Origin of the sequence: Streptomyces barringtoniae, from assembly GCF_020819595.1 — a bacterium.
Classification (GTDB): Bacteria; Actinomycetota; Actinomycetes; order Streptomycetales; family Streptomycetaceae; genus Streptomyces; species Streptomyces barringtoniae.
Genome location: NZ_JAJHNP010000040.1, coordinates 1 through 25,444, shown reverse-complemented (window position 1 = coordinate 25,444; position 25,444 = coordinate 1). Strand labels below are relative to the sequence as shown.

At 68.6% G+C, this 25,444-nt stretch carries 19 protein-coding genes and 6 pseudogenes; 14 read left to right on the top strand and 11 right to left on the bottom strand.

The window, feature by feature from the left end:
* Positions 1-104: 104 nt before the first annotated feature.
* Positions 105-344: pseudogene (locus LMU33_RS39900) on the bottom strand (IS5/IS1182 family transposase); the annotation flags it as partial.
* 650 nt (positions 345-994) lie between these two features.
* On the opposite strand from LMU33_RS39900, the gene LMU33_RS39895 reads away from it, so the two are divergent.
* On the top strand, positions 995-3,604 hold the full coding sequence (locus LMU33_RS39895; RefSeq protein ID WP_228626868.1) for a SpoIIE family protein phosphatase: 2,610 nt from the start codon (positions 995-997) through the stop codon (positions 3,602-3,604).
* A 473-nt stretch (positions 3,605-4,077) separates the two neighbouring features.
* Positions 4,078-4,296, top strand: a complete 219-nt coding sequence (locus LMU33_RS39890; RefSeq protein ID WP_228626872.1) for a CBS domain-containing protein — start codon at positions 4,078-4,080, stop codon at positions 4,294-4,296.
* Positions 4,297-4,689: 393 nt separating this feature from the next.
* Here LMU33_RS39890 and LMU33_RS39885 read toward each other — a convergent pair whose 3' ends face one another.
* From LMU33_RS39885 to LMU33_RS39870, 3 genes are all read right to left on the bottom strand, one after another.
* Complete coding sequence (locus LMU33_RS39885; RefSeq protein ID WP_228626866.1) at positions 4,690-5,559, bottom strand: NmrA family NAD(P)-binding protein; 870 nt, start codon at positions 5,557-5,559, stop codon at positions 4,690-4,692.
* Between the two features lie 35 nt (positions 5,560-5,594).
* Positions 5,595-6,035, bottom strand: coding sequence for a hypothetical protein (locus tag LMU33_RS39880; protein WP_228626864.1), 441 nt, complete (start codon positions 6,033-6,035; stop codon positions 5,595-5,597).
* Positions 6,036-6,426: 391 nt separating this feature from the next.
* A complete protein-coding gene (locus LMU33_RS39870) occupies positions 6,427-7,236 on the bottom strand; it encodes an ATP nucleotide 3'-pyrophosphokinase (protein ID WP_228626862.1) in 810 nt (269 codons plus the stop codon).
* Positions 7,237-7,909: 673 nt separating this feature from the next.
* Here LMU33_RS39870 and LMU33_RS39865 point away from each other — a divergent pair.
* The 7 genes and pseudogenes from LMU33_RS39865 to LMU33_RS39835 all read left to right on the top strand — a co-directional run bounded on the left by LMU33_RS39865 (position 7,910) and on the right by LMU33_RS39835 (position 14,563).
* The gene (locus LMU33_RS39865) at positions 7,910-8,188 is read left to right on the top strand and encodes a polyprenyl synthetase (protein WP_228626860.1); all 279 of its coding nucleotides are present in this window, start codon (positions 7,910-7,912) and stop codon (positions 8,186-8,188) included.
* Positions 8,181-9,233: a polyprenyl synthetase family protein gene (locus tag LMU33_RS39860; protein ID WP_228626858.1), complete on the top strand. Its 1,053-nt coding sequence runs from the start codon at positions 8,181-8,183 to the stop codon at positions 9,231-9,233. The genes LMU33_RS39865 and LMU33_RS39860 overlap by 8 nt, the downstream gene beginning before the upstream one ends.
* A 98-nt stretch (positions 9,234-9,331) precedes the next feature.
* On the top strand, positions 9,332-10,492 hold the full coding sequence (locus tag LMU33_RS39855) for an oxygenase MpaB family protein (protein WP_228626856.1): 1,161 nt from the start codon (positions 9,332-9,334) through the stop codon (positions 10,490-10,492).
* A gap of 169 nt (positions 10,493-10,661) precedes the next feature.
* The gene (locus LMU33_RS39850; protein ID WP_228626855.1) at positions 10,662-11,255 is read left to right on the top strand and encodes an isochorismatase family protein; all 594 of its coding nucleotides are present in this window, start codon (positions 10,662-10,664) and stop codon (positions 11,253-11,255) included.
* Positions 11,256-11,682: 427 nt separating this feature from the next.
* A complete protein-coding gene (locus tag LMU33_RS39845) occupies positions 11,683-12,552 on the top strand; it encodes an IS5 family transposase (RefSeq protein WP_228626853.1) in 870 nt (289 codons plus the stop codon).
* A 28-nt stretch (positions 12,553-12,580) separates the two neighbouring features.
* A pseudogene (locus LMU33_RS39840) lies at positions 12,581-12,954 on the top strand (hypothetical protein).
* Positions 12,955-13,105: 151 nt separating this feature from the next.
* Positions 13,106-14,563, top strand: a complete 1,458-nt coding sequence (locus LMU33_RS39835; protein WP_283844334.1) for an NF041680 family putative transposase — start codon at positions 13,106-13,108, stop codon at positions 14,561-14,563.
* Between the two features lie 159 nt (positions 14,564-14,722).
* Here the strand turns inward: LMU33_RS39835 and LMU33_RS39830 are convergent, their stop codons facing one another.
* The 3 genes from LMU33_RS39830 to LMU33_RS39820 form a co-directional block, all read right to left on the bottom strand.
* Positions 14,723-15,268 carry a site-specific integrase gene (locus LMU33_RS39830; RefSeq protein WP_249814941.1) on the bottom strand — a complete coding sequence of 182 codons (546 nt, stop codon included), beginning with the start codon at positions 15,266-15,268 and terminating at the stop codon, positions 14,723-14,725.
* A gap of 108 nt (positions 15,269-15,376) precedes the next feature.
* Positions 15,377-15,760, bottom strand: coding sequence for a hypothetical protein (locus tag LMU33_RS39825; protein WP_228626847.1), 384 nt, complete (start codon positions 15,758-15,760; stop codon positions 15,377-15,379).
* Positions 15,761-15,880: 120 nt separating this feature from the next.
* Complete coding sequence (locus tag LMU33_RS39820; RefSeq protein ID WP_228626845.1) at positions 15,881-16,855, bottom strand: helix-turn-helix transcriptional regulator; 975 nt, start codon at positions 16,853-16,855, stop codon at positions 15,881-15,883.
* Between the two features lie 79 nt (positions 16,856-16,934).
* Between LMU33_RS39820 and LMU33_RS39815 the strand changes: the two genes are divergently transcribed.
* Entirely contained in the window at positions 16,935-17,669 is a 735-nt protein-coding gene (locus tag LMU33_RS39815) for an alpha/beta fold hydrolase (protein ID WP_228626843.1), read from the top strand.
* A gap of 26 nt (positions 17,670-17,695) precedes the next feature.
* Positions 17,696-18,772: a winged helix DNA-binding domain-containing protein gene (locus LMU33_RS39810; protein ID WP_228626841.1), complete on the top strand. Its 1,077-nt coding sequence runs from the start codon at positions 17,696-17,698 to the stop codon at positions 18,770-18,772.
* Between the two features lie 693 nt (positions 18,773-19,465).
* Here LMU33_RS39810 and LMU33_RS42270 read toward each other — a convergent pair.
* Together LMU33_RS42270 and LMU33_RS39795 are read right to left on the bottom strand one after the other, a co-directional pair.
* Positions 19,466-19,878, bottom strand: a pseudogene (locus LMU33_RS42270) (helix-turn-helix domain-containing protein); the annotation flags it as partial.
* A 433-nt stretch (positions 19,879-20,311) separates the two neighbouring features.
* A complete protein-coding gene (locus tag LMU33_RS39795; RefSeq protein ID WP_228626837.1) occupies positions 20,312-20,515 on the bottom strand; it encodes a hypothetical protein in 204 nt (67 codons plus the stop codon).
* A gap of 153 nt (positions 20,516-20,668) precedes the next feature.
* Between LMU33_RS39795 and LMU33_RS39790 the strand changes: the two genes are divergently transcribed.
* Complete coding sequence (locus tag LMU33_RS39790) at positions 20,669-21,556, top strand: RNA polymerase sigma factor (RefSeq protein WP_228626835.1); 888 nt, start codon at positions 20,669-20,671, stop codon at positions 21,554-21,556.
* A 485-nt stretch (positions 21,557-22,041) separates the two neighbouring features.
* Positions 22,042-22,392: pseudogene (locus LMU33_RS41820) on the top strand (SsgA family sporulation/cell division regulator); the annotation flags it as partial.
* Between the two features lie 336 nt (positions 22,393-22,728).
* On the opposite strand, the gene LMU33_RS42175 reads toward LMU33_RS41820, so the two are convergent.
* Both LMU33_RS42175 and LMU33_RS39775 read right to left on the bottom strand, forming a co-directional pair.
* On the bottom strand, positions 22,729-23,208 hold the full coding sequence (locus tag LMU33_RS42175) for a transposase (RefSeq protein WP_372478155.1): 480 nt from the start codon (positions 23,206-23,208) through the stop codon (positions 22,729-22,731).
* A 177-nt stretch (positions 23,209-23,385) separates the two neighbouring features.
* Positions 23,386-24,210 (bottom strand): annotated as a pseudogene (locus LMU33_RS39775) (IS110 family transposase); the annotation flags it as partial.
* 793 nt (positions 24,211-25,003) lie between these two features.
* Between LMU33_RS39775 and LMU33_RS39770 the strand changes: the two are divergent.
* Positions 25,004-25,444 (top strand): annotated as a pseudogene (locus LMU33_RS39770) (hypothetical protein); the annotation flags it as partial.

The following is a 25,444-nucleotide window of genomic DNA, read 5'->3' as shown; positions in this document are numbered from 1 at the left end:
ACCCTTCGCCTGGACCAAGACCGCCGACGAGATTCTCGACAAAGTAGCCGCCTACTGCCGACGAATCTCTGACTCAGGTCACTAGGGCCTGTGTGATGTTGTGATCAATCAGTTGCCTTCAGGAGGTCGTTGATCCAGATCATCGAGGCACGGAGGTGGAGGCCGGCAAGGTAGCTCTCGGGCGTCTTGTCGTATCGAGTCGCGACGCCCCGCCAGGCCTTCAGCTTGTTGGTCAGGCGCTCGACGGTGTTCCGCCCTTTGTAGAGATCGGCGTCGTGGCGTGTGGGGCGACCGCCCCGGCTGCCCTTCTTCTTCCGGTTGGCGGCCTGGTCCTTCTTCTCCGGGCCGGAAACACGTACCTATCGGACCCTGCATGCTGTGCGCCGCACCCATCCACCGCTACGGCCCCCGAAACCTCAAAGCATGCCCCGCCTGCCACATCACCACCCAGCAGACGTAGGACCGCGCCTCATACCAACAACCACTCAGCCTGATCACCGGTCACCGCAAGTGACACGACCTGATCACCCAGCCCGCTATCTGACAAAGCCGGAGACCAGACGCCACACAGAGAGGCCCACGCCCCCACCCGTGCCCCCACCGAAACGCCCGCGCCCCCCGACCACACCAACACGCCGAACTGATCAACGCAGGCCAGACCCCCAGCCACTGATCAGAAAAACCGCCGCCGGACAGTCGGGCCGCTGCCTTGCCGGATCTGTGGTGCCCGCGCCACCCCTCCCGCGGTCCTGCGGCGGCCGGGGTGGACCGCGTTGATAGCAGCCCCGGCTGCAGCCCTGTCACAGATCGGAGCCCTACCCTGTCAACCACCTAAAAGGTACAAATCTAAACGACTTGATCTCAGTAGGACCCGACCGAGGTCGTCCACGTCCTGCCGGGACACATGCTGCTCCAGCCGCCCGCCCCGCCGTGGCCCTGGTCGCCGCAGCCGACCCGCATGAGAACGAGTCACCTGGGTGAGGACGAGAACTCGATGACCAGCACTGACAGGGTGACCCTTGGTAAGCGATCGACCACGAGCGAGATATCCACGTCGGCGGTCGCGATGCTCGACGAGCGTGGGACGGTGGTCGCATGGACGCAGGCCGCCGAGCAGCTTCTCGGGTACTCCGCCGGGGACGTGGTGGGCCGGTCTGCCGCACTCGTGCTGCCGCCTTCCGAGGAAAGGCCGACAATATCGGCGCTCATGGAGCAGTGCCGTGCCCAAAACGACTGGTCGGGCATGATGACAGTGCGCCACCGCGATGGCCGCATGCTCGACATCAACCATCGGATCTCGATGTTGTGGGGGCAGGACGGAACATGCCAGTGGCTTGTGTCCGTCACCGACATCGGCACGCTCTCCTGGGAAGCGAGAAACGGATCGGTGCGGGAGTCGCTTCTCACCCACGCGCCGATCGGCATCGTCGTTCGTGACCCGCAGCTGCGTTGCGTCTGGGTGAGCGACACAGCAGAGAGCCACGACGGTATCTCCAGCGACCGGCGGTTGGGCCGGCGACTCACCGATTCACTGCCCGGCTTCGAGGCCGAAGCCCTGGAAGCGGTGCAGCGGCAGGCGCTGCGGAACGGCACCACCGCGGTCCACGAGTACCGGGCGTGGCCGCCGGAAGATCCCAGCCGGGAGCATGCATTCGCGGTCTCATACTTCTGCCTCCAGGATGAGGACGGCAAGACACTGGGGGTGTGCGGCATCAGCGTGGATGTCACCGGCAGTCAGCGGGCGCGCGAGCGCCTTGCCATCCTCAGCCAGGCCGCCACGCGTATCGGCAGCACCCTGGACGTCATGCAGACCGGGCAGGAACTGGCCGACCTTGCCGTGCCCCTGCTGGCCGACTACGCCTACGTCGACCTGGGGGACTCCGTCCCATTCGGCGAAGAGCCCTCGGCCCGGATCGACACGATGAGCGATCGCCCTGCCGTTTTCCTCCGTGCCGGTCAGGCCTCGATCCACCCAGGAACCCCAGAGTCGCCCTATGCGCGAGGGGAGACGGTTTTCGTCCCCCCGACCTCGCCGCTCGCCAGCGCACTGCGCACGGGAAGGTCCCACCTAGAACCGGTGCTGAACACCTCCCCTGGGACATGGCTCGACGACGACCCAGCGCGGGCGCAAAAGATCCGTGAGCACGGGATGCACTCCGTGATGATCGTGCCCATCATTGCGCGGCGCGCCGTCCTGGGTGTCGCGCTGTTCGTCCGCACCGAGGACCCCGTTCCGTTTCACGAGGATGACCTGCTGCTCGCCGAGGAGCTCGTCACCCGGGCCGCGCTGTGCTTGGACAACGCCCGCCAATACACGCGCGAACGCACCGCGGCCCTCGCGCTGCAACGCAACCTGCTCCCCCACCGTTTGATGGGCGGCGCGGCGGTCGAGGTCGCCTGGCGCTACCTGCCGGCCGACACGGACGCCGGCGTCGGAGGCGACTGGTTCGATGTGATCCCGCTGTCCGGCGCCAGGGTGGCCCTCGTCGTCGGTGATGTCGTCGGACACGGCATCAACGCCGCCGCGACCATGGGAAGGCTCCGCACCGCCGTACGCACGCTCGCCGACCTGGAGATGCCTCCCGACGAACTGCTGGCCCATCTCGATGACACCTTCCAGCGACTGGCCGAGCAAGACGCCGACGCCGCGGACCAGACCCCCACGGTGGTAGGCGCCACCTGCCTGTACGCCGTCTACGACCCGATCACCCGGAAGTGCACCATGGCGCGGGCCGGGCACCCCCCGCCCGCGATCATCCACCCGCAGGGCCAGGTCACCTTCCCCGACCTGCCCGCCGGAAGCCCACTGGGCATCGGGTTGGGCGTCCCTTTCGAGGCTGTGGAGCTGGAACTGCCCGAGGGAAGTCTCCTCGCCCTTTACACCGACGGCCTGATCGAAACCCGCGACGACGACATCGACGTGGGAATGCGTTGCCTGGGCACCGCCCTGGCCCAACCGGATCGCTCCCTGGAAGAGCTGTGCACCCAAGTAACGGAGCCCTTCCCGGGCCAGGCACCGTCCGACGACATCACCCTGCTCCTGGTGCGGACGCGCTCACTCAGCCCCACCCAGGTCGCCTCCTGGACGCTGCCGAACGACCAAACCGCTGTCCGCAACGCCCGGCACATGGCAACCCGCCAGCTCACCGAATGGGGCCTGGAAGGCCTCCAGGACCCCACCGAGCTGATCGTCAGCGAACTGATCACCAACGCCGTCCGCCACAGCACCAGCCCGATCGGACTGCGCCTGATCCACCACCATGCCCTGACCTGCGAAGTATTCGACCCCGACGCCAACTCCCCGCATCTGCGTCACGCACGCGCCACCGACGAAAACGGCCGCGGCCTCTTCCTGATCACCCAGTTGTCCCGCAGATGGGGCGCCCGCCCGGAATCGGAGGGCAAGGTTGTCTGGGCCGAACAAGACCTGGACTCCGCACCCTCACACGCACCGGCCTCCGGCACACCCCCCACGCGCAAGAAGCAAGCGAGCCATCGAGGCCGCGAGCATCCGGCATGCTCCACTGCGGAGGACACCCGGCCGCCAAAGCGGGACCGTCTGGTGGGCCGTCCTCGGGAGACCAAGGACTGCCAACGACGATAGCGAACAACAGCGTCCTTGCTGGCAGGAAAACAGCGGCTGCAATCCGCCGAGATAGCCGAACCCGGACATCACTTCTTCGGTCACTGGTGGAGGTGGGCCCGCATGTCGACTAAACGGCAAAAACGCTGGCCCACAGGCGCCCGACAGACACCCCTCTCGCTGCACTGACCTACCGTCAACTCCCCTGCGACACAGGAACCTCACCGCAGAACCTCCACCCAACGGCGCGCACACGCCGCCGCACGCGCCCCCACACATGCCCCACCCGCCCCACTCCCTGCCCCCGTACTCCCTCCCACACTCCCCCACGCACCCGGTCACCCAGCCGCGACCGCGCACGAACCCCACCACAGACAGACCTCGGGGCCGCACCACCCGACTCCGCCCGCCTGCCGAGATCGGACAGATGAACGAGACCGACACCGCCACGCCCCAGGGGCCCGTGCGAGCACGACGGTCGGGGATGCGTCCCCCTGTCCGACGTCGTCACGGCCACGCCCGAGGAGCCAGTGCTCGACGTGCTGCCGCGACCGGAGATGAGCCCGGTCCGCCGCGCACTGGTGCTCGACGAAGGACGCCTCATCGGCATCCTCACCGTCGGCGGCGTCACCCGCGCCCTGGCCTGGCCGAGCGGGCCCGCGAAGCCCGCGCCGCACACCAGCGCCCCGCACCTCACGAAGGAGGCGTCATGACGGACACGATCCCGGCCGCCAGCCGGACCACCGTACTGCCCGAAGACCACGTCGAAGTACGTCACCTGGGAGGCCAGGCTTTCACGGTCGCCACGGAGCCACACACTCGTCACCGACCAGCCCGTCGAGTCGGGTGGCGATGACCGCGATCCCACACCCGTCGAGGTTCTCGTCGTGTCGCTCGCCTCGTGCGTCGCTCACTACGCGGCACGCTGGAACGACGACCGGCCTGCCCGCGCCGCCGGAGTTCACTGGTGCCGCAGGGGCTGAACGAGGCCAGGCTCCAGGCGCTGCGTGCCATGGTCGATGCACGTTGCCCACCACACTGCGGCAACCGCCGCAGGTCACGGTCGAGTTCGGCTGACGCGACCGCACAGCCTGGGACGCACGCGGTCACAGCTGGGGGCGGAGTACGTCGTAGGCCCAGGCCGCCAGAGTGGTGGGCGTGGTGGTGTACAGGGTTCGCGACTGTTCCGGGACGAAGCCGTCCCGCAGCCCGGTCGACATCCCGACGACCGCTTCGACCAGGCCGTCGGCCATTCCGGATGTACGCAGCAGGCTACGCATCGCGTCGTCGCTGACGCGCTCTGCGCGCAGCGGGCGGCCGATGGCGGCGGACACGATCTCGGCGGCCTGCGGCCACGTGAGGTCGGCCGGGCCGTGGACGGCCTGGATACAGCGTCCGGACCAGTCGGTCGACAGCAGCCGGGTCACGGCGACCTCCCCGATGTCACGCGGCGCGACCCAGGCAAGGGGCTGGTCCAAGGGAAGGATCACGGGAATGACGCCGGTGCGTACGGCATCGAGCTGGAGCTCCAGGTTGGTGAAGAAGTAGCCGCAGCGCAGGTGTGTGACGGTGGCACCGAGGGAGTCGAGGGCGAGCTCGGTTCCCGCGAGACCGTCGATCTCGCTGGCTCCGTGGCGCTTCTCGGCGCCGACGCTGCTCTGGAAGACCGTCCGTTCGATGCCGTTCTCCCTGACGGCGCGCACGACGCTCGCCGTGGCCGACTCGTAGTCCGCAAGCGGATCTTCGCCCACCGACGGGGGATCCACCCAGAACAGGGCGTCGGCCCCGGCAGTGGCGGCGACGACAGCCTCCGTGTCGCGCTGGTCCACCGCGACCGCCTCGACCTCGCGACGCATGTCGGGCGCGAGCCGTCCGGGATCGCGTGCCAGTACCCGTGGACGGACTCCGGCCCGCAGGAGCATGGCGACGACGTGTCGTCCGACGTTGCCGGTGGGCGTCGTGACCGCGATACGCATGGCTGGGTGTCCTTTCGACGGTTTCCAGCAGGACGCTAGAAGCCAATCCAGACACCTCGTGTCCCCTTTGCGGGGCAGGCCACGCGGGTATGGACGCCGGGCATCGTCGGTGCACACCACGGCATCGGGTGCGCGGCATCGGTGCGCTCAGTGGCCGGCCTCCCGGCCGCGGTGCGATCCGGGCTCCTGCGGGCGGTGCGCCCGCTGATCGTGCTGGCGCACCGGGTGCGTTCCATGGGCATCGGCCTGTTCAGCGTAGCGGTCCGCACGGGGCGGGAGGCGTCGGCCGCTTTGGTGAACGCGACCTGGAGGTGGCGCAGCCGCTCGGCCGTCAGATCAAGGGCTTCCACGTCCATGCGTGACGCCCGCAAGACCCGCAACGCCGTCATTCCGATCGCCTCCCGAGGTCCGACCTCCGGCTCCTGGTCGCCGCGCTCGGGACCGGCGGCCGAAAGCGCGAGCAACTGCTCGGGCATCGCCGCCTGCCGACACGCAAGCCGCCGGGCGACCGCACCACAACGTCGGCCACTGCCTCCCGTGCCTCTTCCGCTCAGACCAGCGTGAGGCTGCTTCAGGCGCGCATCCCGTGCAGCATCACGCCCAGGTAGCGGCGGCCGGAGTCGAGTCGGGTCTCCAGGTCGTCGGCGTGGACCTGGGCGGCGTAGGCGATCCCGCACATGAGCGGCCGCAGATCGTCCGTAGTCCTTGTTCGGGGGCACCTACTGGTCCGGGGGCTGATCACCCTTGGAGCGGTTGGAGGCGGCGAAGACGGCGATCAGCTGCGAGTGGTCGAGGTCGTTGGCGAACTTCTTGAATGGAGGGCTGTCAGGCATTCCCGGGCAGGCGGCCGGGACCGCACAGCGGGTGTCAGGCTGCTGGCGCCAGACGAGTGGCAGGTGGAGCGAGGGTGCGAGCGCCGTCCGGGACGGGTACTGCGGCGAAGATCGCGTCCTGCTGGCCCTGCAGCTCCTTCTTGCGCTCGGGTCTGGTCGACGGCAGCCGCTGTTCCTCGTACAGCTTGTGCGTCTCCTCCTGGGCGAACTTGCTCGCCGGAGTGTGGAACTGCACCTCGAACAGCTGCCGCGAAACGGGCGCGCGCCAGCCCGTGTTGAGTCCCTTGTAGCCCTTCGCGCGGCCCCAGGTGTTGGACCACTTCGTGGTGTCGCTGCCCCTGGCGGACAGCACCTCTGAGGCGATGGTGACACCGGTGACGTAGTCGCCGTCGGGCCATTGGAGGGTGTAGCGCACCGCGTCACTCAGGCGCGCCAGGATGTCGTCGGTGTTGCGCTCCGGATGCTCCTTGAGGTCCGTGGCGACCTTCCGCTTGAGGGAGTCGGGGGACTTGAGGCGGTGGTCGAAGCCGACGAGCTCAGCCTGGCTGAGGTCGGCGGCAGCCCGTACATCGCGGCTGATCGACGGCTCCCCCGCGCGGACACGGGCAAGGTACGCGTCGACCTTGCGGTTGTTCGCGGCGTTCAGGCACAGTCCGTCGCGCTCCCAGCCATCCGGGTCGTCGCCGCACTGCCCCGCACCGCCACCGCTGCGCATGGCGGTGGTCTGCTTGCCCGTCGTGTCGGAGGGGCCGGCGGCGTACGCGGTGAGCCCATTAGTGGCGGTGGCCAAGGCAAGAGCGGCGGCCAGTACGGCGGCCGCCCCGCCCAGGTGGTGCGTGCTCATGCGGCGGGAGTGTCCCTTCTTGGCGCGTGGCACCGCCTGCACCGATGAACGGGGCGGGCGGGATCGTCGCCGGGGACAACGGGAGGAAGGACGGAGAAGTACCGCGAAGCAGATCCAGGTGTGGGGCATTGGCGTGATGGCGCCGTCCGGCGGCGGAATCGTGCGGCGTGGCGGTGCTGTCAGCCAGCCTCCGAGCCGGTGATCGTCTCGGCGAACCTTGGACGCCCGAGCGCGGCAGCCGCGCGCCGACCCACAGCGGGACCGGTCAAAGTTCCCTACGTTGTCTGCGGGACGTGGTGAGCCCTTCGTATGGTTGGCTCGCCCAGGGGCGTCGGGTATGGCTTTCAAATTTCTGCCGCTTGTGGCTTCCACTGATTGGTCTCCCGGCGTCCCACGACGTCTCGGCTGCCGATGGGGAGCTTTCCCCCTGTGCCCTGGGGGTTCGCCCTGCTCGCCGCCGCGTCGAATGCCCTGCTTGAACAGGCCATAGAGCTCCAGCATTTGGTCGTTGCTTGGCATGGGGCGCGGGACTGCAGCAGCGGTGATCCGTACGGCCGATCGATGTGATCACTCAATCGTGAGTTCTTCCGGGTTCGCGTCCGGGGTGACGCGATGCTCGACCGGACGGTGTGTGACCGGCGCCGCCGGGATGTGCTGTGGGTGGGGGAAGAGCATGACGCGAGACGTGGGACGGCGCGGGGGCTTGGACGAGCAGGCGGTGCTGCTGGTGGCTGGGCTGGCCGATCTGGCGGTCACCACGCTGGGTTCGGCGGTGGTGGCGGTGCGGGGACTGCTGCGCCGTTCGGACGCTGCTGAGCTGGCGGCGCAGGCCGAGCAGGACCTAGCGGCACGTGGGCGTCTGGTGCTGGACCGGTACGCGGCCGTCCCGCCGGCCCACCTGGAGGTCCTGGCCCGGCACGCCCTGGCGCGGAAGACCGCTGCTGATGACTGACCGATGGGAGCTGGCCGCATTCAAGATCCGTGTCGACGAGGTGGTGCGCCGGTTCGTCGCCCAGGAGGCCGACCAGTTCGCGGCGATCGATCCGCTTCTGGGGCCGGTGGCCGAGCAGTTGGAGGCCGCGGTCGCGGACGGCAAGCGGCTGCGGGCGGCGTTTTGCTACTGGGGGTGGCGCGCGGCCGGGCAGCCGGACAGCGACGTGCTGGTGCGGGCGGCGGCGTCCATGGAACTGGTGCATGCGGCCGCGGTCGTGCACGACGACCTCATCGACGACAGCCCGCTGCGGCATGGGCGACCCACGGCCCATGTCGCTCTACGCGGCGCCGTAGGGCGTCGTCCGCGAGGTGAGGCAGCCGCGAGGTCGCTGGCGATGCTGGTGGGTGACCTGCTGATGGCACTGGCCGGGCAGTTGTTCGCCACCAGCGGCCTGCCCGCCGCGTACCTCGCCCGCGCCCGCCCCTTGTGGTCGGTGATGGCCCGCGAACTGGTCGCGGGCGAGTGCCTGGAGATTCTGCGTACCGGAGCCGGCCCGGACACCACCGCGTCGCTCAAGGTGGTCCGCTACAAGACCGCCAAATACACTGTCGAGCAGCCCCTGCTGATCGGCGGTGCTCTGGCCGGCGCCGGCGCGCGGCTGCGTGAGGGCTACTCCGCGTACGGGCTGCCGCTGGGCGAGGCGTTCCAGCTGCGGGACGACCTGCTTGGCCTGTTCGGAGACCCGGAACGTACCGGCAAGGCCAACGCCGACGACGTACGCGGCCACCGGCCCACCGCGCTGCTGGCAGAGACCTGGCGCCTCGCCGGCGACGACGACCGTAAGAGGCTGCACGCCCTGCTGGGCCGTCGACGCCTGGACGCGGATGCTCTGAACGCGGTCCGCGAGGTGATGCGCCGGCTGAAGGCACCCGACCGCATCGAGGCCATGATCAGCGCACGAGTCGAGGAGGCGCTCGGCGCCCTTCACGAGCTGGATGCCCCCACGCACGCCGACGCTGCCCTGACCGCGCTGGCGCAGTCGGCCGCGGACCGCCTCTGTTGACCCCTTCCAGCCGAGGTGGCGCAACCCCACTGCCATGTCCGGCCGCTGCCATCTCCGGCCGCTCATGGACGATCCCGTGGAAGACAAGGAGCCCCGTCATGACATGCACCGAGGCCTCGATGGACGCCCTGCGGCAGGCTGGTGACGAACTCGCCGACGCCACCGTCGCCGCACTGTTCGAACGCGGCCAGGTGGGCACGTTCAACACCCTGATGCGCTACGTCTCCACCGCCGGCGCTCCCCTTCCCGAAGGCCTGCCGGACGTGGCGCGCGAGTACCTCGAGGCCACCCGCACCCCGCCGTCCTGGGTGGACTGGTCGGAAATGGAGAAGGCCCGGCTGTTCTTCATCGACAACAACGTGCACATCTCCACCGCGCTGTCCTTCGCCTCCATGCCCGCCTGCTACGTCGTACCACACGTGGCGAAGTTGCTGTCGGCCACCCACGGGCTCAAGTACCCCTCCAAACGCATGGCGGAGACGGGCCAGTTCACCGTCTACCTGATGCAGCCCGACGCCTTCGAAGCCGGCAGCCGCTTCATCCCCGCCGCCCAGAAGGTCCGCCTCCTGCACGCCTCCATCCGCCACCACCTGGGGCGCGACAACCGCTGGGACACCGACACTCTGGGAGTGCCGATCTGCCAGGAGGACATGATCGGCGGGCAGATGTTCTTCTCTCTGCTCGTGCTGGACAGCCTGCACCGCCTCAACATCCACATGTCGCAGGAAGGCGCGGAAGCCTACTACTACGCATGGCGGGTGGTCGGTGCCATGCTCGGCGTCGACCAGAGGGCCGTTCCCAAGACGCTCGACGAGGCCCGCCAATTCCTCGACCTGTACATGATCCGGCACATAGGGCCTTCCGAAGAGGGCGCGCATCTGACCCGGCAGCTCATCGACCTCTACGAGGAGATCGTGCCCGGCACCTTCTTCGACCCGATCGTCTCCGCTCTGATCCGCTACCTCATCGGCGACACCTGCGCCGACTGGCTCGACGTGCCGCACACCCCGTGGGACACCGTCGTCAAGGCCGTGCCCCACCTCCTCGGCGTCCTGGAGACCATCGAGGACCGCTCCCCCCTCGGCGCCTGGGCCCTGGACCGTCTCGGCCACCTCACGACCGTCTTCGAGCTGTCCTCCCTCACCCGCGGACGCGTCATGCACTACGCCATCCCCGAACACCTCAAGAAGGACTACGGCATCTCCAGCGCGATGCCCCGCATCCGCCGATGGACCCCACCAGCCGCCACAGTCTCCTGACCGCCACGTCGCTCAAACTTCGCTGACACGCGCCTTGGGGCCAGGTCTCGTTGTCGAAGCCCACCCGTGCGGACTGGGCCGTTCGGGTGCATCACGGGCCCGTGATGCGTCCGTTCCCAGCGGACGGGCAGCCATACGGGCACGGTTCCTGCGAGGAAGGGATTGCGCTGTGCGCCGTGCTCTGATCGTTGTCGATGTGCAGAAGGACTTCTGTGAGGGCGGCAGCGTCCCGGTGAAGGGCGGCGCCGACCGGGCCCGGGCCATCGCCGAGATGGTCCAACGATCCGCCGGCGGCGAGTACGCGCACATCGTCGCCACCCGCGACCACCACATCGATCCGGGCGGTCACTTCTCCGACCACCCCGACTACCGAAACTCCTTCCCCGTGCACTGCGTGGCGGGCAGCGAGGGCAGCTCCTTCCACCCGCACTTCGCGCCGACCGCCGCTTCCGGTGCCGTCGACGAGGTCTTCTACAAGGGCGCGCACTCCGCCTCAAAGAGCGGCTTCGAAGGCTCGGCCGAGGACGGCACATCCCTGGCCGATTGGCTTCACGCGCGCAGCGTCCGCAACGTCGACGTCGTCGGTATCGCCACCGACCACTGTGTGAAGGCCACCGCGCTGGACGGCGCGAAAGCCGACTTTGCCGTGACTGTCCTGCTCGACTACACCGCCGGCGTCGCCACCGACACCACCGCCCACGCCATCGAGGAACTACGCCAGGCCGGCGTCGCACTCACCGGAGAACCAGTCGTCCTCGACTGACGTCTGCGGGCATCTCAAAGTGAGTGTCACTCCCGCTCCGGCGACGCGGGTTGAGGACAACGGCGGGGGCCGATCGCGTCCAACGGGAGCCCTACGCGGCGCCGCCAGTTCGGGCATCCGGTGATGCCGCCGCCCAAGGGGCGGCCGTCGACGGGACTTTCGCCGTGATCATGGACACGGGTTCTCATGCAGCGGTGGCCAGCGTGGTTGATCTCTGTTCGAAGACGACCGGGGCGAGGCATCCGATCGCCGAGTGCTTTTCGCTGGTGGTTGTAAGCGGCCGAGCCAACGGAACACCGTGAGGCGGGCGGCTCGTGCCGTGGGCCCGCCGCGCCGGACGGGCAGGATTTCCCGCCGCAGCCGGCTGGGCTAGCGCGTGTTTTGAAACTCGGCTCCGTTCCTCGTCCCGTGCCGTGATGATCTCGATGTGGGGCGAGGGGATCTTTCTGACGAGCAGTGGGCGGTGCTGGAGCCGTTGTTGCCGGTCGCGGTGTTGGGCCGGCCGTCGTTGGGTCGGCGGAAGCTGATAGACGGGATCCGGTGGCGGGTGCGGACTGGTGCTCCGTGGCGGGATCTGCCGTCGGAATACGGGCCGTGGCAGACGGTCTACGGACTCTTCCGCCGCTGGCAACGTGACGGCACCTGGCCTGTGCTGCTGACCGGACTGCAGGCTCGGGCGGATGCGGCAGGGCTGATCACGTGGGAGGTCAACGTCGACTCCACGATCTGCCGGGCCCATCAGCACGCCGCAGGCGCCCGCCGCGACGGCCAGGCCCAGAAGGAACCGCCGGGCGGAAGCCGCATGGAGCCCGGCGACCACGGTCTGGGCCGATCCCGGGGAGGCTTCACCACCAAGATCCATCTGGCCTGCGAGCAGGGCCAACGGCCGCTGTCTTTGCTGGTCACCGCAGGTCAGCGTGGTGATAGTCCTCAGTTCGCCGCCATCCTGGAAGGCATCCGAGTTCCCCGCACCGGACCCGGCCGTCCCCGCGTCCGCCCACTGCGAGTGCGAGGCGACAAGGCGTACGCCTCCCGCGCCAACCGGGCCTACCTGCGCAAGCGGGGAATCGGGTGCACGATCCCGGAGCCCGCCGACCAGGCAGCCAACCGCAAACGGCGCGGGAAGGCCGGCGGGCGGCCTCCGGCGTTCGACCGCGAGGATTACAAGGCCCGGCACGCGGTCGAATGCGGGATCAACCGGCTCAAGCGCAACCGGGCGGTCGCCACCCGGTTCGACAAGCTCGCCGTCCGCTTCGAAGCGACCGTCCTGATCGCCGCGATCGGCGAATGGTTATGACCGGCCTGAGCTGTCGGTTCCACGTGCCATGCTGACCGCGACCAGGGTGAACCGGGCGAGGGAGAGGCAACGATGGGGGCTCAGTACTACGGCGCCGACAGCGAGAACGGCGACCGCATCGACGACCCCTCCGAGGACGCGCTGTTCATGATGATCAGCGACCTCAACAACTCCGACAACACCTTCGTGGTCGTCCAGCCTGACGAGGACGATCCAGTGTGGTTCGCCTCAGTGGCCGTCCTGGACGAAGGCGGCTACGAGATCGTCCGCCGTGACACCTCCCGCAACGAGCACGGGGTCACCACGGCGACGAGCATCAACGACATCGCCCGTGACCTCACCATCTGGATGGCCGCCCGCGACTTCCCCGGACGGCCAACCAGACAGGTCACCGACTTCTAAAACACGACCTAGCTTGATCTTTAACGGCCGACGTCGAATGGTGCCTCGAACTTGATCACTCGGTTCGGTAACCGCCGTACATCAAAGCGGCCTTCGTCTGAACATGTGCTCCGACCAAGGAACACACATGTCCAGCACGAAGGCCGTGAAGATGAGTCTGCTGCATCGCGATGCCCGACAAGAGGCATTGGCCGAACTGTCATGCTTCCGGGGCGAGTTCTACTCCTGCCTCACCGCTCGTTCGGATGCGTTGTTCGAGCTGGCTGACGCCGTGCTGTGCGGCGACGGACCGGTGAGGTCGCTGGCCGAACTGTCGCTGGTCGGCGAACACCGCCGTGGTCATGGCGGGCTCTACGCCGCCCTCGCCCGTGGCAGGGTCGACACCGGCCGGCTGCAGCGGGCCCTGGCCGCAGTGCCACTGCCGCGGGCTGTCGACGGCCGGCTGGTCCTGGCCATCGACATCACCTGCTGGCTACGCCCCGATGCCCACACCTCACCGCAGCGGATCCTGTGTCACACCTACGGCCGGGGCAAAGACCAGCACATCCCTGTCCCCGGCTGGCCGTACTCGATCATCTGCGCGCTCGAGCCGGGTCGCAGTTCCTGGACCGCGCCTTTGGACGTGCTTCGCCTGGCCCCCGGGGACGACAACGCCACCGTCACCGCCCGGCAGCTGCGTGACCTGCTCCACCGACTGATCAACGCCGGGCAGTGGCAGGAGGGCGACCCCGACGTTCTCGTCATCGCGGACGCCGGATACGACGCACCCCGCCTCGCGTTCCTGCTCGAAGACCTGCCGGTCCAGGTGCTCGCCCGGATGCGCTCTGACAGAGTCCTGCGCCGGGCTGTTCCACCCCGCCAACCGCACACGATGGGCCGCCCACCCCGGCACGGCGGCGAATTCGTCTTCGGGCAGCCCGACACCTGGGGCGTCCCGGACACCGAAACCGTCACCGACACACGTCTTTACGGCACCGCCAGGGCCCGCTCCTGGGACCGGCTGCACCCCAGGCTCACCCATCGCTCCTCCTGGGCCACAGCCGACGGCACTCTCCCGGTCGTCGAGGGGACGGTGATCCGCCTGGACATCGACCACCTGCCCAGCGGCTCAACACCGAAGCCGGTCTGGCTGTGGTGGTCAGGCACCGACGCCACTGCGGCGGACGCCGACCGTCTCTGGCAGGCCTACCTGCGGCGCTTCGACATCGAGCACACCTTCCGCCTGTTCAAGCAGACCCTCGGCTGGACCTGCCCGAAGATCCGCACACCCGAGGCCGCCGACCGCTGGACCTGGCTGATCCTCGCCGCCTACACCCAACTGCGTCTCGCCCGCCCCCTCGCAGCCGACCGGCGCCGTCCCTGGGAGAAACCCAGTTCCCCGGACAGGCTCACTCCCGCGCGTGTCCGCCGCGACTTCCGGCACATCCGCCCACAGACCGCCTGCCCGGCCAGAGCACCGAAACCCACCCGCCCCGGCCCCGGACGACCAGCAGGCCGAAAAAACACCCGCCCTGCACCCCGCCACGACGTGCACACACCCAAGAAGACACAGCCAGCACAGGGACAAAAGAAGAGGTCAACCACCCCGAAGCCCCGCCGCACAGGTTAAAGATCAAGCTAGGCGACTGTCAGATATGAGGCCGACACCGACTGCAACGAGCGAATGTTCGCATCGCTGCGATGCTCGGTCGGCCTCAGCACGCGGAGGGCCAAGAGGGGGTATCGCCGAGGTGACCCCAGAAGCCGCCAATAGTTGATCTTGGAAGCGTCAGCGCTTCCGGCGGGCGACGGCGTCGACGCCGGGGCGGGCGTATCGCTCCAGGGAGCGGACGGAGGCATGGCGGGACCGTGCCAGCAGCATCGGGGTGGAGGTGCCGCCCTCCGCGTCGTGCGTGAGCGCGGAGTGCCGCAGCCGGTGCAGGGTCCAGCCGCCCAGGTCCTCGATGTCCTCGGGTGAGGCGAGCGGGTTGGCCAGCAGCCGGGTGGTCTCCTCGAAGATCTCCTCGGCCCGCCGGTACGAGAGCCGGGCCCGGCCGGTCTCCGGGCACACGTCGAGCGACGGCGTCCCGGCCGGAGCCTTGCGGCCGGTGAGGAACAGCGGGCCGCGGGTGCGTCCGGCGATCAGGCGGGGCAGGAGCTGGGCGATGCCGGACTGCCAGTGGATCCACTCCGTCGCCCCGCCCTTGGCGGTGATCCTGCCGTGCTTGTCCTGCGGGTACAGATCTTCCACGTTCAGGCACAGCACCTCATCGGCCCGTGCGGCACTTTCGTAGAGGACCTTCCAGAACGTCTTCTCCCTGAGCCCGACGTCCAAGCGCCACAGGGCGGCGATCTGGTCCTCGGAGAGAGCCTTGGCGCGGTCCGGCGCTGCCGGCCGCCGCTCGATGCCGATCGTCGGGTCGCCGACGATCCAGCCCTGGCGCTACCACCACCCGATTGCCCTGCGGGCGATGGACAGCTCCCGGTGGACGGTGTCGGCGTCCATCTCGTCCGCCCGGGTCGCCGCCAGCTCGGCCAGAGCCTCCGGCAGAGCCGGGTCGTCGATCGCGGTGACGGGGAAGACGGGCGGCTTCGCGCCCCGGCGGGCAGGTCCGGTCGGCGCCGGTTCGCCGGCGAGCATCCATCCCCACGTCGTCAGCGAGATCCGGTAGATCCGCGCGGAGGACTTCGCGATGCCCGCGCCGGTGAGGTACCGCTCGACCGCCGCGGTGTACGACGACGGCGGGGCGGTCAGGGGCACTACCCGGGCGCGCGGCAGCCAGGACGCGCCCCCGCCCCCGAGTTCGGTCACTGGTTCGATCGTCACGCCCGGCCCGCCCCCTACGTGCTGCCGCAGTAAATGCGCACACCTCGCCCCGGCGGCTGGAATGACCCGCCGCAGGTCGCAATGATCAGGATAGGGACGCTGTCGCAGTAAATCCGGTATTTACTGCGGTAGTTGTTCCAGTCCCCGCTGGGCGGCTGCGGTGAGCTGGGCGGCCAGATTCTTGAGCGCTTCTCGGAGTTCGTCGGGATGGTGGATGGTGAAGGGCCATTCCAGGGAGGCGAGCATGTGGGCCATGCCGTCCAGCCGTTCTGCCCGTGCGTGCATGAGAACGCCGGTGGGCTGGGCGGTGAGGGTCACCGCTGAGCGAGGCAGTCGGCGGGCGATCTCATCGAGGGGGCCATGGATCGTCACCTCGACCTGCCAGCGGTAGGGCCCCTGGGCGAGGGTCGAGGTCAGGTGGGCGACGGGGTCGAAGCCTTCAGGTGCGATGAAGCCGCCGGCTCGGGGGGTGACGGAGGCGATGCGGTCGATGCGGAAGGTCCGCAGGCTGTTGCGGAGGTGGTCGTGGCCGACGACGTACCAGCGGCCGGTGTGGAAGACCACGCCGTAGGGGTCGATGTCGCGTTCGGTGTGTTCCTGGCGCCAGGACTGGTGGCTGATACCGACGGTCGCGCGGGCGCGGGAGGCCTGGGCCAGTGCCAGCAGGACGCCGGTTCCGGGTGCCTGTCCGATCACGGCGTTGGCGGTGAACGACAGGGTCTCCCGCATAGCGGCGAGCGGCTCGCGCAGGGCGTGCGGAAGCACCCGCTCGATCTTGGCCAAGGCACCGGCACTGGCCGGCGCGGCAGTGCCCATGCCCAGACGTTCTGCCGCGAGCAGCCCAAGAACGACGGCGAGGGCCTCGTCATTGGTGAGGACCAGAGGGGGCATGCGGTAGCCGCGGGCCAGTCGGTAGCCGCCGTAGCGGCCGCGTTCGGCCTCCACGGGGATGCCCAGTTCCCGCAAGTGCGCGGTGTACCGGCGCACGGTGCGGACGTCGGTGTCCAGGCGGTCTGCCAGCTCCGCCCCGGTGAGCCGGGCGTTGGACTGGAGGAGTTCCAGCAGGGTCAGCACACGGGTCAGGGGATGCGACATGGATCACTCGGCATTTCAGGGCGGATTCTGTCCTGTATCGACTTTACGCTCCCCGCAGCACCTACTTCTGGGAGATCACATGGGCACCTTCGTACTCGTTCCCGGCGCCTGGCTCGGGGCGTGGGCCTGGGAAAACACCGCCCCCGCTCTGCAGGAGCGCGGCCACACGGCGCTGCCACTGACTCTGACCGGACTGGCCGAACACGCAGACCAGGGCGGACCCCAGACAGGCCTAGACACGCACATCGCTGACGTCATCGGCTTCATCGAGCGAAACGATCTGCGCGACATCACGCTGGTCGCCCACAGCTACGCAGCTGCCCCGGTCACCGGGGCTGCCGGACGTCTCGGTGACCGGCTGGAACGCGTGGTCTACGTGGACAGCGCCCCGTTCGCCGCAGGCATGTGCATGCTCGACCTCATGCCACCGCAGGCAGCGGACCAACTGCGCCAGCAGGTCGACGCTTCTGGCGACGGGTGGCGGCTACCGATGCCGCCGTTTGAGGTCCTGGGCTTGTCCAGCAGCCTCGACGGGCTCGATGAGGGCCAGCGGGACGCTCTGCGCTCGCGTGCCACCCCTCAGCCATTCGGCACCTATACCCAGCGCCTCGCTGGCCCGGCCGAGCTCAGCGTCGGTGTGGACCGTGTCCTGGTCGCGTGCCATGACTTCACGGGGCTGCTGGATTCCGGGGTGCCGATGCTGGCCTACCTGAACCAGCCGCCGTGGCGACGCTTCGACCTGCCCACCGGACACTGGCCGATGCTGTCCGCGCCCGCCGAACTCGCCGACATCCTCGACAAGGCCGTCTCCTGACCGCGCCGGCCGAGAGGCACAGCCCGATGCATGACCACGAAAGCGTCCGCCGACTGCGGGCCCACGCTCAGGCCCTGGCCGGCGGAGCACAGGAGGCCTCTGCCGAGGCGGTCGTCCGACGGGTCTTCGCCATCCAGGCCCAGGACGCCACGGCCGCCGACCTGGGCATCCGGGTACGTGGCCTGGACATCACCGCCCACGCCATCCGCACGGCATACGAGAAAGAGCGGAGCATCGTCCGCAACTGGTACATGCGCGGCACCCTGCACACCATCCCCAGCAACGACGCCCGCTGGGTGTTGCAATTGCTGTGCCCGCGAATTCTTGCCGCAACCAATCGCCGCTACCAGCAGCTGGGCCTGGACGACGATCTGCGCCAGCGCGCCGACCATCTCATCCGGCGCGCTCTTGCCGCGCAAGGCCCACTCACCCGGGCCGAGCTGACCGAGCACCTCACCACCCTCGGCATCCCGCCGGACGGGCAGGCGCCTTTCCACCTGATCCGACACGCAGCACTCACCGGCATCCTCTGCCACGGCCCACAGCGCGCCGGTGAGGCCACCTATGTACTGCTCAACGACTGGCTGCCCGCCACCGGGCGCTTCCGATGGGAGGGCGACGCTGCCCTCCCCGAGCTGGCCCGCCGCTACCTTGCCGCGCACGCCCCCGCCACCCTGGAAGACTTCGCCGCCTGGTCCGGACTACCGATCACCTGGGCCCGCACGGCCTGGAAACTGCTGGCGGAATCGGGCGCGATCAACGAATACGGCGCGTTGACCATGCTCGCCGGGCGGGTGAAAGAACTCCCAGGCTCGTCTGACACCCCGGACGTTCGCATGCTGCCCGCCTACGACAACTACCTGATCGGCTACCGCACCCGCGAGGTGTCCGTCCCCGCTCTCCACCAGGCCCGCGTCTGGCCAGGAGGCGGCCTCATCCGGCCAACCGTCATCGCCGACGGCCTTGCCATCGCCACCTGGACCCGTGGCTCCGGCGCACGCTCCATCAAGGTGGATGCGTTCGAACCTGTCCCGCCTCAGATCGAGCAGGGTATCGACATGGAGAAGGAGGCCGTCGTCGGCTTTCTGCAGCCCACCGCATAGCCGACCCGCATCCCGATCCAAAAATGAGGCGGCCGCGTAGGCGAAGACGTTGGGTCAAGCGGCCTGACCGAGGCTGGCGGCGATCAGATCCTGCTCACGCAGCGGGGTGAAGTCGACGTCAAGCTTCGGGTCGTACGCCTCAGGCTCGATGCCGAGCTCATGGGTGGAGTACTCGCCGAACCGTTTGATGTGCTCGGTCAGGTACGGCGAGATGTGGGCCCGGTCCTCCGGGTCGATCTCCCATCCCTCCTCCAGCAGCTGGCTTGGCCCGCGAGCCCACCACGTACAAGGTTTGTGGGGCGGGTTGGCGAAATCCTACCCACTGGCCAGGACCGTTCCAGGGTCCGGCTACAAACGGATCTTGTCTGATGTCTCAGCTCCGTTGCGGTCAGGGTGCGGCAACGACGACTGCCGAAGCCCTCACCGCGGCGACCGACTTCGTCCACCGCTCGCTGCCGGCGATCCCAGGACGCGACCACCCATCGCGAACTCGGAAGGGCTGAGCGCCCTTCAACGAGCAGCCGACGGCGCGGGTTACTCCGCTCCGGGCCGCGGAGCTGCTCGCAAAACCTCACGGGCCTTCTGCACGAAGAGGTCGCGCTGGAATTCCGTGCGCGCCAGCGCCCGCCGGTGCGCCGCCCAATCCACGCCCTGGCGGAAGCCCTCCCACAGGGCCTGCCGCATATCCGTGAGTGCGGGCATCTGCGGAGTGAAACCGAGCCGGCGCATCAGCCTCGTTGCGCCCGAGATGCTGTAGGAGACGTGGAACTTCCTGCCGATCAGTGTGGCGACCCGTGCAGCCGTCCACACCTGGTCCTCGGTCCAGCCGTGCGGCCGGCCCCTGCTCGAGATACCCGGCGAGCTTCTCCAGACAGGGTGGCGACAGGCGATACCGGTCCCCGCTCGGGCCTCGTGAAAGCAGCGCGTCGGCACCACCTTGCCGCCACAACTGCTGCCACTGGTAGGCCGACTTCACACTCACGCGCAGCTGCCGGGCCACCTCGGGCGGTTTGACCTGCTGAGCGAACAGCTCCGCAGCCTGTATCCGCACCGCTTCCCCGCCGCCGTGCTGCAGTCGTCAGCCCGCCCCCATCCGTATATCTCACGCATCACGGACTACCGACAACACGACACCCACACCAGGACGTTCGGCAAAGACCACCCTAACGAGCCGATATCAGTAACCGTACGGATCGGGTCCTTATAGCGTACGCACAGCGTCTCAATCACGTACGAAGGGCTCGGAGTGCGACCTCTCGCGTGTGGCCCCATGGAGGCGCTTGTCCTGTCCGATCCGCCGCACATGAGTGCCCCCTGGACCCACTCGACGTGGGGGTGAACCGTTCGGCCGGGGTCATCAGCTCCTGGGATGTGCCGATGGTCCGGCCGACTGGTTTCGTTCGCGGGCGGTAGTGCTGCGGGGGGCGCGGCACCGGTAGGTGTGCGCCCCTCGGCCGGCGGTGCCGGCACGCCCCCTGTGACTGCAGAGCGGCGGGCGGGCGCGGGGCATCAGCTCGCAGCGCACGATGCAGTACTTGATCAGGAAGGCTGACGCGGCTCACGTTCCGGCTCAGAAGGGTCCTGCGCCGACTCTATTTTCTGGGTGGCCCCAGTCAACTCCCTCCACACCTCGGCCAGCGGGATGCAGGCCCGGATCAGGCGGGTGAGGGAGCGCGGCACATGTTCCATGGCGGCGAGTACGGCCAGCACGCCGGTCGTGGCCGTGACGAAAGTTTGGGTCATGCGGTTGTCGTAGGGGGTGACACGGCCGTCGCATCACGGTCGCGTGGCGGTTCACACGTTCGGGGATTCCTTTTCGCAATCGCGTTATCCGCGAGCCCTGCCTCTCCCTACAACGCTCTCAGAACGTGACCGCCTCGGTTCGCAGGGAGAGGTATGCCCGACGACCAGTTCGACGGGGCTCCAACATTAGGGGCCCAACAACTGCCAGCTGCACGCGCCGACAGCGACGCTCTGGAGCCCCCGCTCTTCAGAGTCCGGATCGAAGAGGACTCCACCGCCCTCACCGTACTCACGGACGAGGCCGCCGACGAAACCAGCCAGAGAGCAGCCGACGACGCTGCCGTGTATCAAGCCCTGGCAGCCGCACAGTTCGACGGGCCGGCCTGGAACCTTTTCGCGCAGGCCTTGACCGAGTACGCCTATCCAATTGTGACCAACTGGCTGTACACGGGGGAGATCTTCACTTTGTGCGCGGCCCGGGGACGGCCCGTTCGGGCATCCCGGACGCTGCAGGACATGGAGACCCTGCGCGCAGACCCGGACGAGCGTGAGGAACTCGTCTGTGAGGTCGTCGCACGGGCCCTGCACCTGTACCGCCGGAACGCACTTCGCGGCGCCGGCTGGTGCCCCGAGGGTGGCGCGTCCCTGAACACGTATTTCGTCGGTGCCGTCCTAGGGGAGTTCGCCGGCGTCTACGACCGCTGGGCTTCGGAGCGCGCCCGGCGCCCACCGTGTGACCCGGACGGCATGGACGCGTTGCGAGATGTCGCAGGTCATCCCGGTGAAGAACCCGAGAACCAGGCGATCGGCCATGACGCTGTGCGGCGGTTGCTCGCGGAGGTGAAGGACGAGACTACACGGACCGCTGCCTTCCTCTGGTCGAGGGGTTATACGGCGAAGGAGATCGGCGAGTACCTCCACCTATCGGCGGCGGCCGTCGCGATGCGCATGTCTCGGCTGAGAAAAAACCAACCGAAGCAGGGTGGCTCGGAAGATCAACTCACCCCCTCGGCGGCGCAGGACGGCAGGGAGGACACGTGAAGCGGGAAGAAAGCCTCACAGATGGGGTCGCAGAGGCCATCACGAGGATCCAGGAGGCGGAACTGCATGCCCCCGAAGCGCTGCGCCCGAAGTTCCGTGCGTGCCTCGAACAACTCACGGAACTGCAGGAGCGCCTGGACGCAGAAGCAGGGGGAGCCGGCGGACGTCCAGACGGCTTGACCGGCCCAGACTTCGCGACCTTACTCAAGCGGTCCTCGCTCGGCACGCCAGGGGCGGCGGCTCTCCGCGCTCGTACCGGCGCCGAGGTGCGGGAGCGGATCGAGAGGCGGTTGGCCGAACTGGAGGGCAGCGTCCCGAACGATGCGCCGCCCCACAGCGCCGGTGAAGCTGAACCCGTACGAAGGTTCGCGGGCGAACTGCGCACTCTGTTCCGCAGCTACTTGGAGCATCGCCGCCAACAGGCCAAGGAGCAGCCGGAGGACAAGGAATGTCCCGATACCTCGGAGGTGGTCTGCGAGGTGAGCATGCGCCTGGTGGTCTCCCGCAGTTCCTCGATGCCCGTGCCGACGAGGCTGCGCTACCGGCAGTCAGATCCCTACGCCATCGAAGCGTGGTTCCGGACGGGCCCAGACGAGCTAGTGCACTGGGTCTTCTCTCGTGAGCTTCTCGCAGCCGGACTCCGTACCTCCGCAGGTGCTATGGACGTGAAGATCCGGCCCGCTGTCTCACACGGAATGGAGATCGTCTTCATCACTCTGCAGTCCCCTGAGGGAACGGCGCTGCTGGAAGCCCCCCGGGTAGCTCTGCAGAAGTTCCTCCGACGCACGAACGGCCTCGTAGCGCCTGGAGACGAGAGGCGACACGTCGACGTGGACGAGCTATTCAAACTCACCGCACTTGACGGGCGGGACACGGTGGGCAGACTCGACGCCGCCATCGAGCCGGTGAACGAGGAGGAAGAACACGAGGAGGAAGAATACGAGGACGGCCCCGACCAGCGAGCCGAGCCTGACCAACTCCTCGATGAGCAGAGAGGACACGACAACGGGTGATGCCTCCGATCCCATCGGGTCCGAATCTGATGGTGCCCACCGGCCGAGACGCGATCACGGGCCGTCCGGCGCGTGACGTGGTGCTGATCGATCGAGTGGCGCGGTGTCGTCCGCCAGCGCCGTGACGCACTGGCACCGCAGCCCTCGTCCTCCGGCTCCCTATCGCGCGCAGCTGGAGGACATCGACCCGTCGTAGTGTCTGGCCTGGCCGGTGGGGTGGCAGCGTGTCTTCCGCCTCGTCCGGCTCCACCAGGCACCCGGCACCGAGCTCCCGACGGAGTCGGGCGACGTCGTGTACCAGGGCGAGGGGCTCACTCCGGGTCGCGGAGGTCGTTCACCGTCACCATCGCCGGCTCCGACCAGGTCTGCGGCCTCGTGTGAGCTCCTTTCCGTTCTTGGGCGGCCGGCCGCCCTTGGGCTGGTAGACGCGGGTGGGGCCGGAAGCCGCAGAGCACAGTCCGAATGCAGGCGCCCCACCAGCTCGATAGGCGGGTCACGCAGCAGCCAGGCCAGGCGCATCACGTCGTAGCTGGCGTCCATCACGATCAGCATGTCCCGGTCGCCGGGCCGCCACTGCCCGGCCGCGATCAGCCTGTCGACCAGCTGCCGGGAGCTGGCTGGCGGTGACGGCCGCCGCATCGTCGGTGGGCCCGAGGCGGACCGCGTCCAGGACCGCGGTCCACGAGGTGCGGTCCGGCGTCAGCGCGGCGACGAAGGAGTGCGGCCAGCCAGGGGTTATCTGCTCGGCGGCTTTGGAACGGCCATGGACGTGGCAGAACAGCCGCTCCGGCGAACACGCGGCGTAGGAGACGGCGCCATGCAGGGCAGGCTGCGGATCACCTCGGCGTGCGGATGCTCGCGAAACTTCGCCTCGATGAGGACATCAAGTTCCGCGATCTCCTCTTCGAGGGCCATCACTCCCTTCGCCAGGCGGACCACGATGGCGGCCGCCAGTTGCTCGCCGGGCAGAGCGGTGTGCTGGGCCTGCGCGGCCTCCACGGCGGCTCGAGCCAGTGCAGCGGCGCCTTTGACCTTGCGGTTCTTCAACCAGGTCTCGATCCGTTTCACGCCTGTGCGACGGATCGCTGCCGGAGTCTGGTAGCCCGTCAGGAGCGTGATCGGGCCTTTGTTGGTCAGGTCCAGTGTCCGCTCCAACGCAGGGAAGATCTCCAGTAATTGGGCCCGGAGACGGTTGATCTGCGGAGTGCGGTCGAAGACGATATCCAGGCGGCGGGTCGTCAGAGTGCGAAGGTCAGTGGCGATCTCGTCGCCGGGCCTGAGCACGCCCAGATTCCGGCGGATGCGGGCCTGGTCGGCGATGACGAAGGCGTCCTTTCGCATCAGTTTTTGCCTCGCCCCGGTAGGTGGCCGAAGCCCTGTGGACTGCCAGCCCGGTGAGATAGGCAACGGGCTGGCCGTGGACTGCGAGTAGGCCGATCAGCAGGGCGGCACCACCGTGATTGAGGTCGACGGCCCACAGCACATCATCGGATAACGCCAGGACGTCGCGGATCAGCGCCAGGAGCTCGGTCTCATCGTTTTCAGGATCCGGCGGGACAGCAGTCTCTCGCCCTGCGCGTTGATCACCACGGCGTGGTGATGTGTCTTGCCGATGTCCACTCCGGCCCAGATCTCGGGCACAGCCACCTCCGCCAGCTCGTCGTGCATCAATCCCGCAGACGACCTCGCCGGCGATGTCCTACAGCAGCGATCGAGTCGCGTCTCCCAATTGGCGGTCGAGTCGTCGCGGAGCTCCGGGCGGCCAAGTCCCGTAAGCCATCCAGCGGCTCACCCTTAGCAGCCATACCCGGAGCCCCCGGGCCCTCCGATCGTACGAGTGATCAGGTCAGGCCCACGTCTTGAAAGGTAGGACAAGCCTTAGCTTGAGTTTTAATCTCGGACCAGCCCTTGATGTTCGTTGTGGGCGCAAAGCTCCTGATGAGCGGTCGGCTCGGCGTGCCGTACCTGGTCAGCGCCGAGCCGTCGCCGGATCGACGCGTGTTCTGGGCGGAGCGCGCCTGCATCTGGGGCACCGAACTTCCCGAGGGCCTGTACGACGACCTCCTCGCCGGCCCGTCCCACGCGCGAGCCGCCGAACTCCCGGGACTCTCCACACAGCATCTCCCTGGCCTCGCGGCCGACGCCGATCCCCGGGTGCGGGCGGCGGCCTGTGCCCGGTGGGAGGACCTCGCTGCGCCGCTGCGGGAGCGGCTGCTGGCCGACACCGACTACGCGGTGCGAACGGCTGCGCTGCTCGCCCACCACACCGGCGTACCGATGCCTCGCGAGGTTTTCGCCGCCCTGCCCGACCCGCGGCGGGCGCTCGAACGGTGCCGCCTCGCGCCCGAGCTGGAGGCGGAGCTGGTCCAGGACGGGGACGGAGGTACGTCGGGCGCTGGCCGCCAACCCGGGCCTGGGCGCGCGCGGCGTCGCCGTGCTGGCAAAGGACCCGCAGGACGACATCCGCTCCGCGGTGGCGCTGCGCCCCGACCTCACGGAGGAGCAACGTGCCGCCGTGCGCCACGACTTCGACCCGCCGTCGATGTCGCACACCCTGCCCTGGGTCGAGGACCTGCACGGTGACGCCGACGCGATGCGCCGTCTCGCCGCGTCGTCCCACCCGCTGGTCCGCCGCAGTGTGGCCCGAGCCCGGCACCTCCCGCCGGATGTCGTGACGCGCCTGGCTCGGGACGAGGACCGGGTAGTCCGTCTGTTCCTCTCCGAATCGTGCGAGGACGCGCCGGCCGACATGCTGCTGGAAGTCTGGCGCTGGTGGGACGGCAGCTTCAGCCACCCCGCCCGGCCCCGCAGCCACCCCAACTTCCCCCGTACGGGCCTGCTGCGCTACACCACCGACCCCAGCGTGCGGATGCGC

Excerpts from the sequence above, each read along its gene's own strand:
- LMU33_RS39880 (WP_228626864.1), bottom strand. The coding sequence starts at position 6,035 with ATGCCCGAGCAGTTGCTCGCGCTTTCGGCCGCCGGTCCCGAGCGCGGC.
- LMU33_RS39885 (WP_228626866.1), bottom strand. The coding sequence starts at position 5,559 with ATGCGTATCGCGGTCACGACGCCCACCGGCAACGTCGGACGACACGTC.
- LMU33_RS39865 (WP_228626860.1), top strand. The coding sequence starts at position 7,910 with ATGACGCGAGACGTGGGACGGCGCGGGGGCTTGGACGAGCAGGCGGTG.
- LMU33_RS42175 (WP_372478155.1), bottom strand. The coding sequence starts at position 23,208 with ATGCGGCGGCCGTCACCGCCAGCCAGCTCCCGGCAGCTGGTCGACAGG.
- LMU33_RS39870 (WP_228626862.1), bottom strand. The coding sequence starts at position 7,236 with ATGAGCACGCACCACCTGGGCGGGGCGGCCGCCGTACTGGCCGCCGCT.
- LMU33_RS39795 (WP_228626837.1), bottom strand. The coding sequence starts at position 20,515 with ATGACCCAAACTTTCGTCACGGCCACGACCGGCGTGCTGGCCGTACTC.
- LMU33_RS39810 (WP_228626841.1), top strand. The coding sequence starts at position 17,696 with ATGCATGACCACGAAAGCGTCCGCCGACTGCGGGCCCACGCTCAGGCC.
- LMU33_RS39790 (WP_228626835.1), top strand. The coding sequence starts at position 20,669 with ATGCCCGACGACCAGTTCGACGGGGCTCCAACATTAGGGGCCCAACAA.
- LMU33_RS39855 (WP_228626856.1), top strand. The coding sequence starts at position 9,332 with ATGACATGCACCGAGGCCTCGATGGACGCCCTGCGGCAGGCTGGTGAC.
- LMU33_RS39820 (WP_228626845.1), bottom strand. The coding sequence starts at position 16,855 with ATGTCGCATCCCCTGACCCGTGTGCTGACCCTGCTGGAACTCCTCCAG.
- LMU33_RS39835 (WP_283844334.1), top strand. The coding sequence starts at position 13,106 with ATGAGTCTGCTGCATCGCGATGCCCGACAAGAGGCATTGGCCGAACTG.
- LMU33_RS39860 (WP_228626858.1), top strand. The coding sequence starts at position 8,181 with ATGACTGACCGATGGGAGCTGGCCGCATTCAAGATCCGTGTCGACGAG.
- LMU33_RS39815 (WP_228626843.1), top strand. The coding sequence starts at position 16,935 with ATGGGCACCTTCGTACTCGTTCCCGGCGCCTGGCTCGGGGCGTGGGCC.
- LMU33_RS39895 (WP_228626868.1), top strand. The coding sequence starts at position 995 with ATGACCAGCACTGACAGGGTGACCCTTGGTAAGCGATCGACCACGAGC.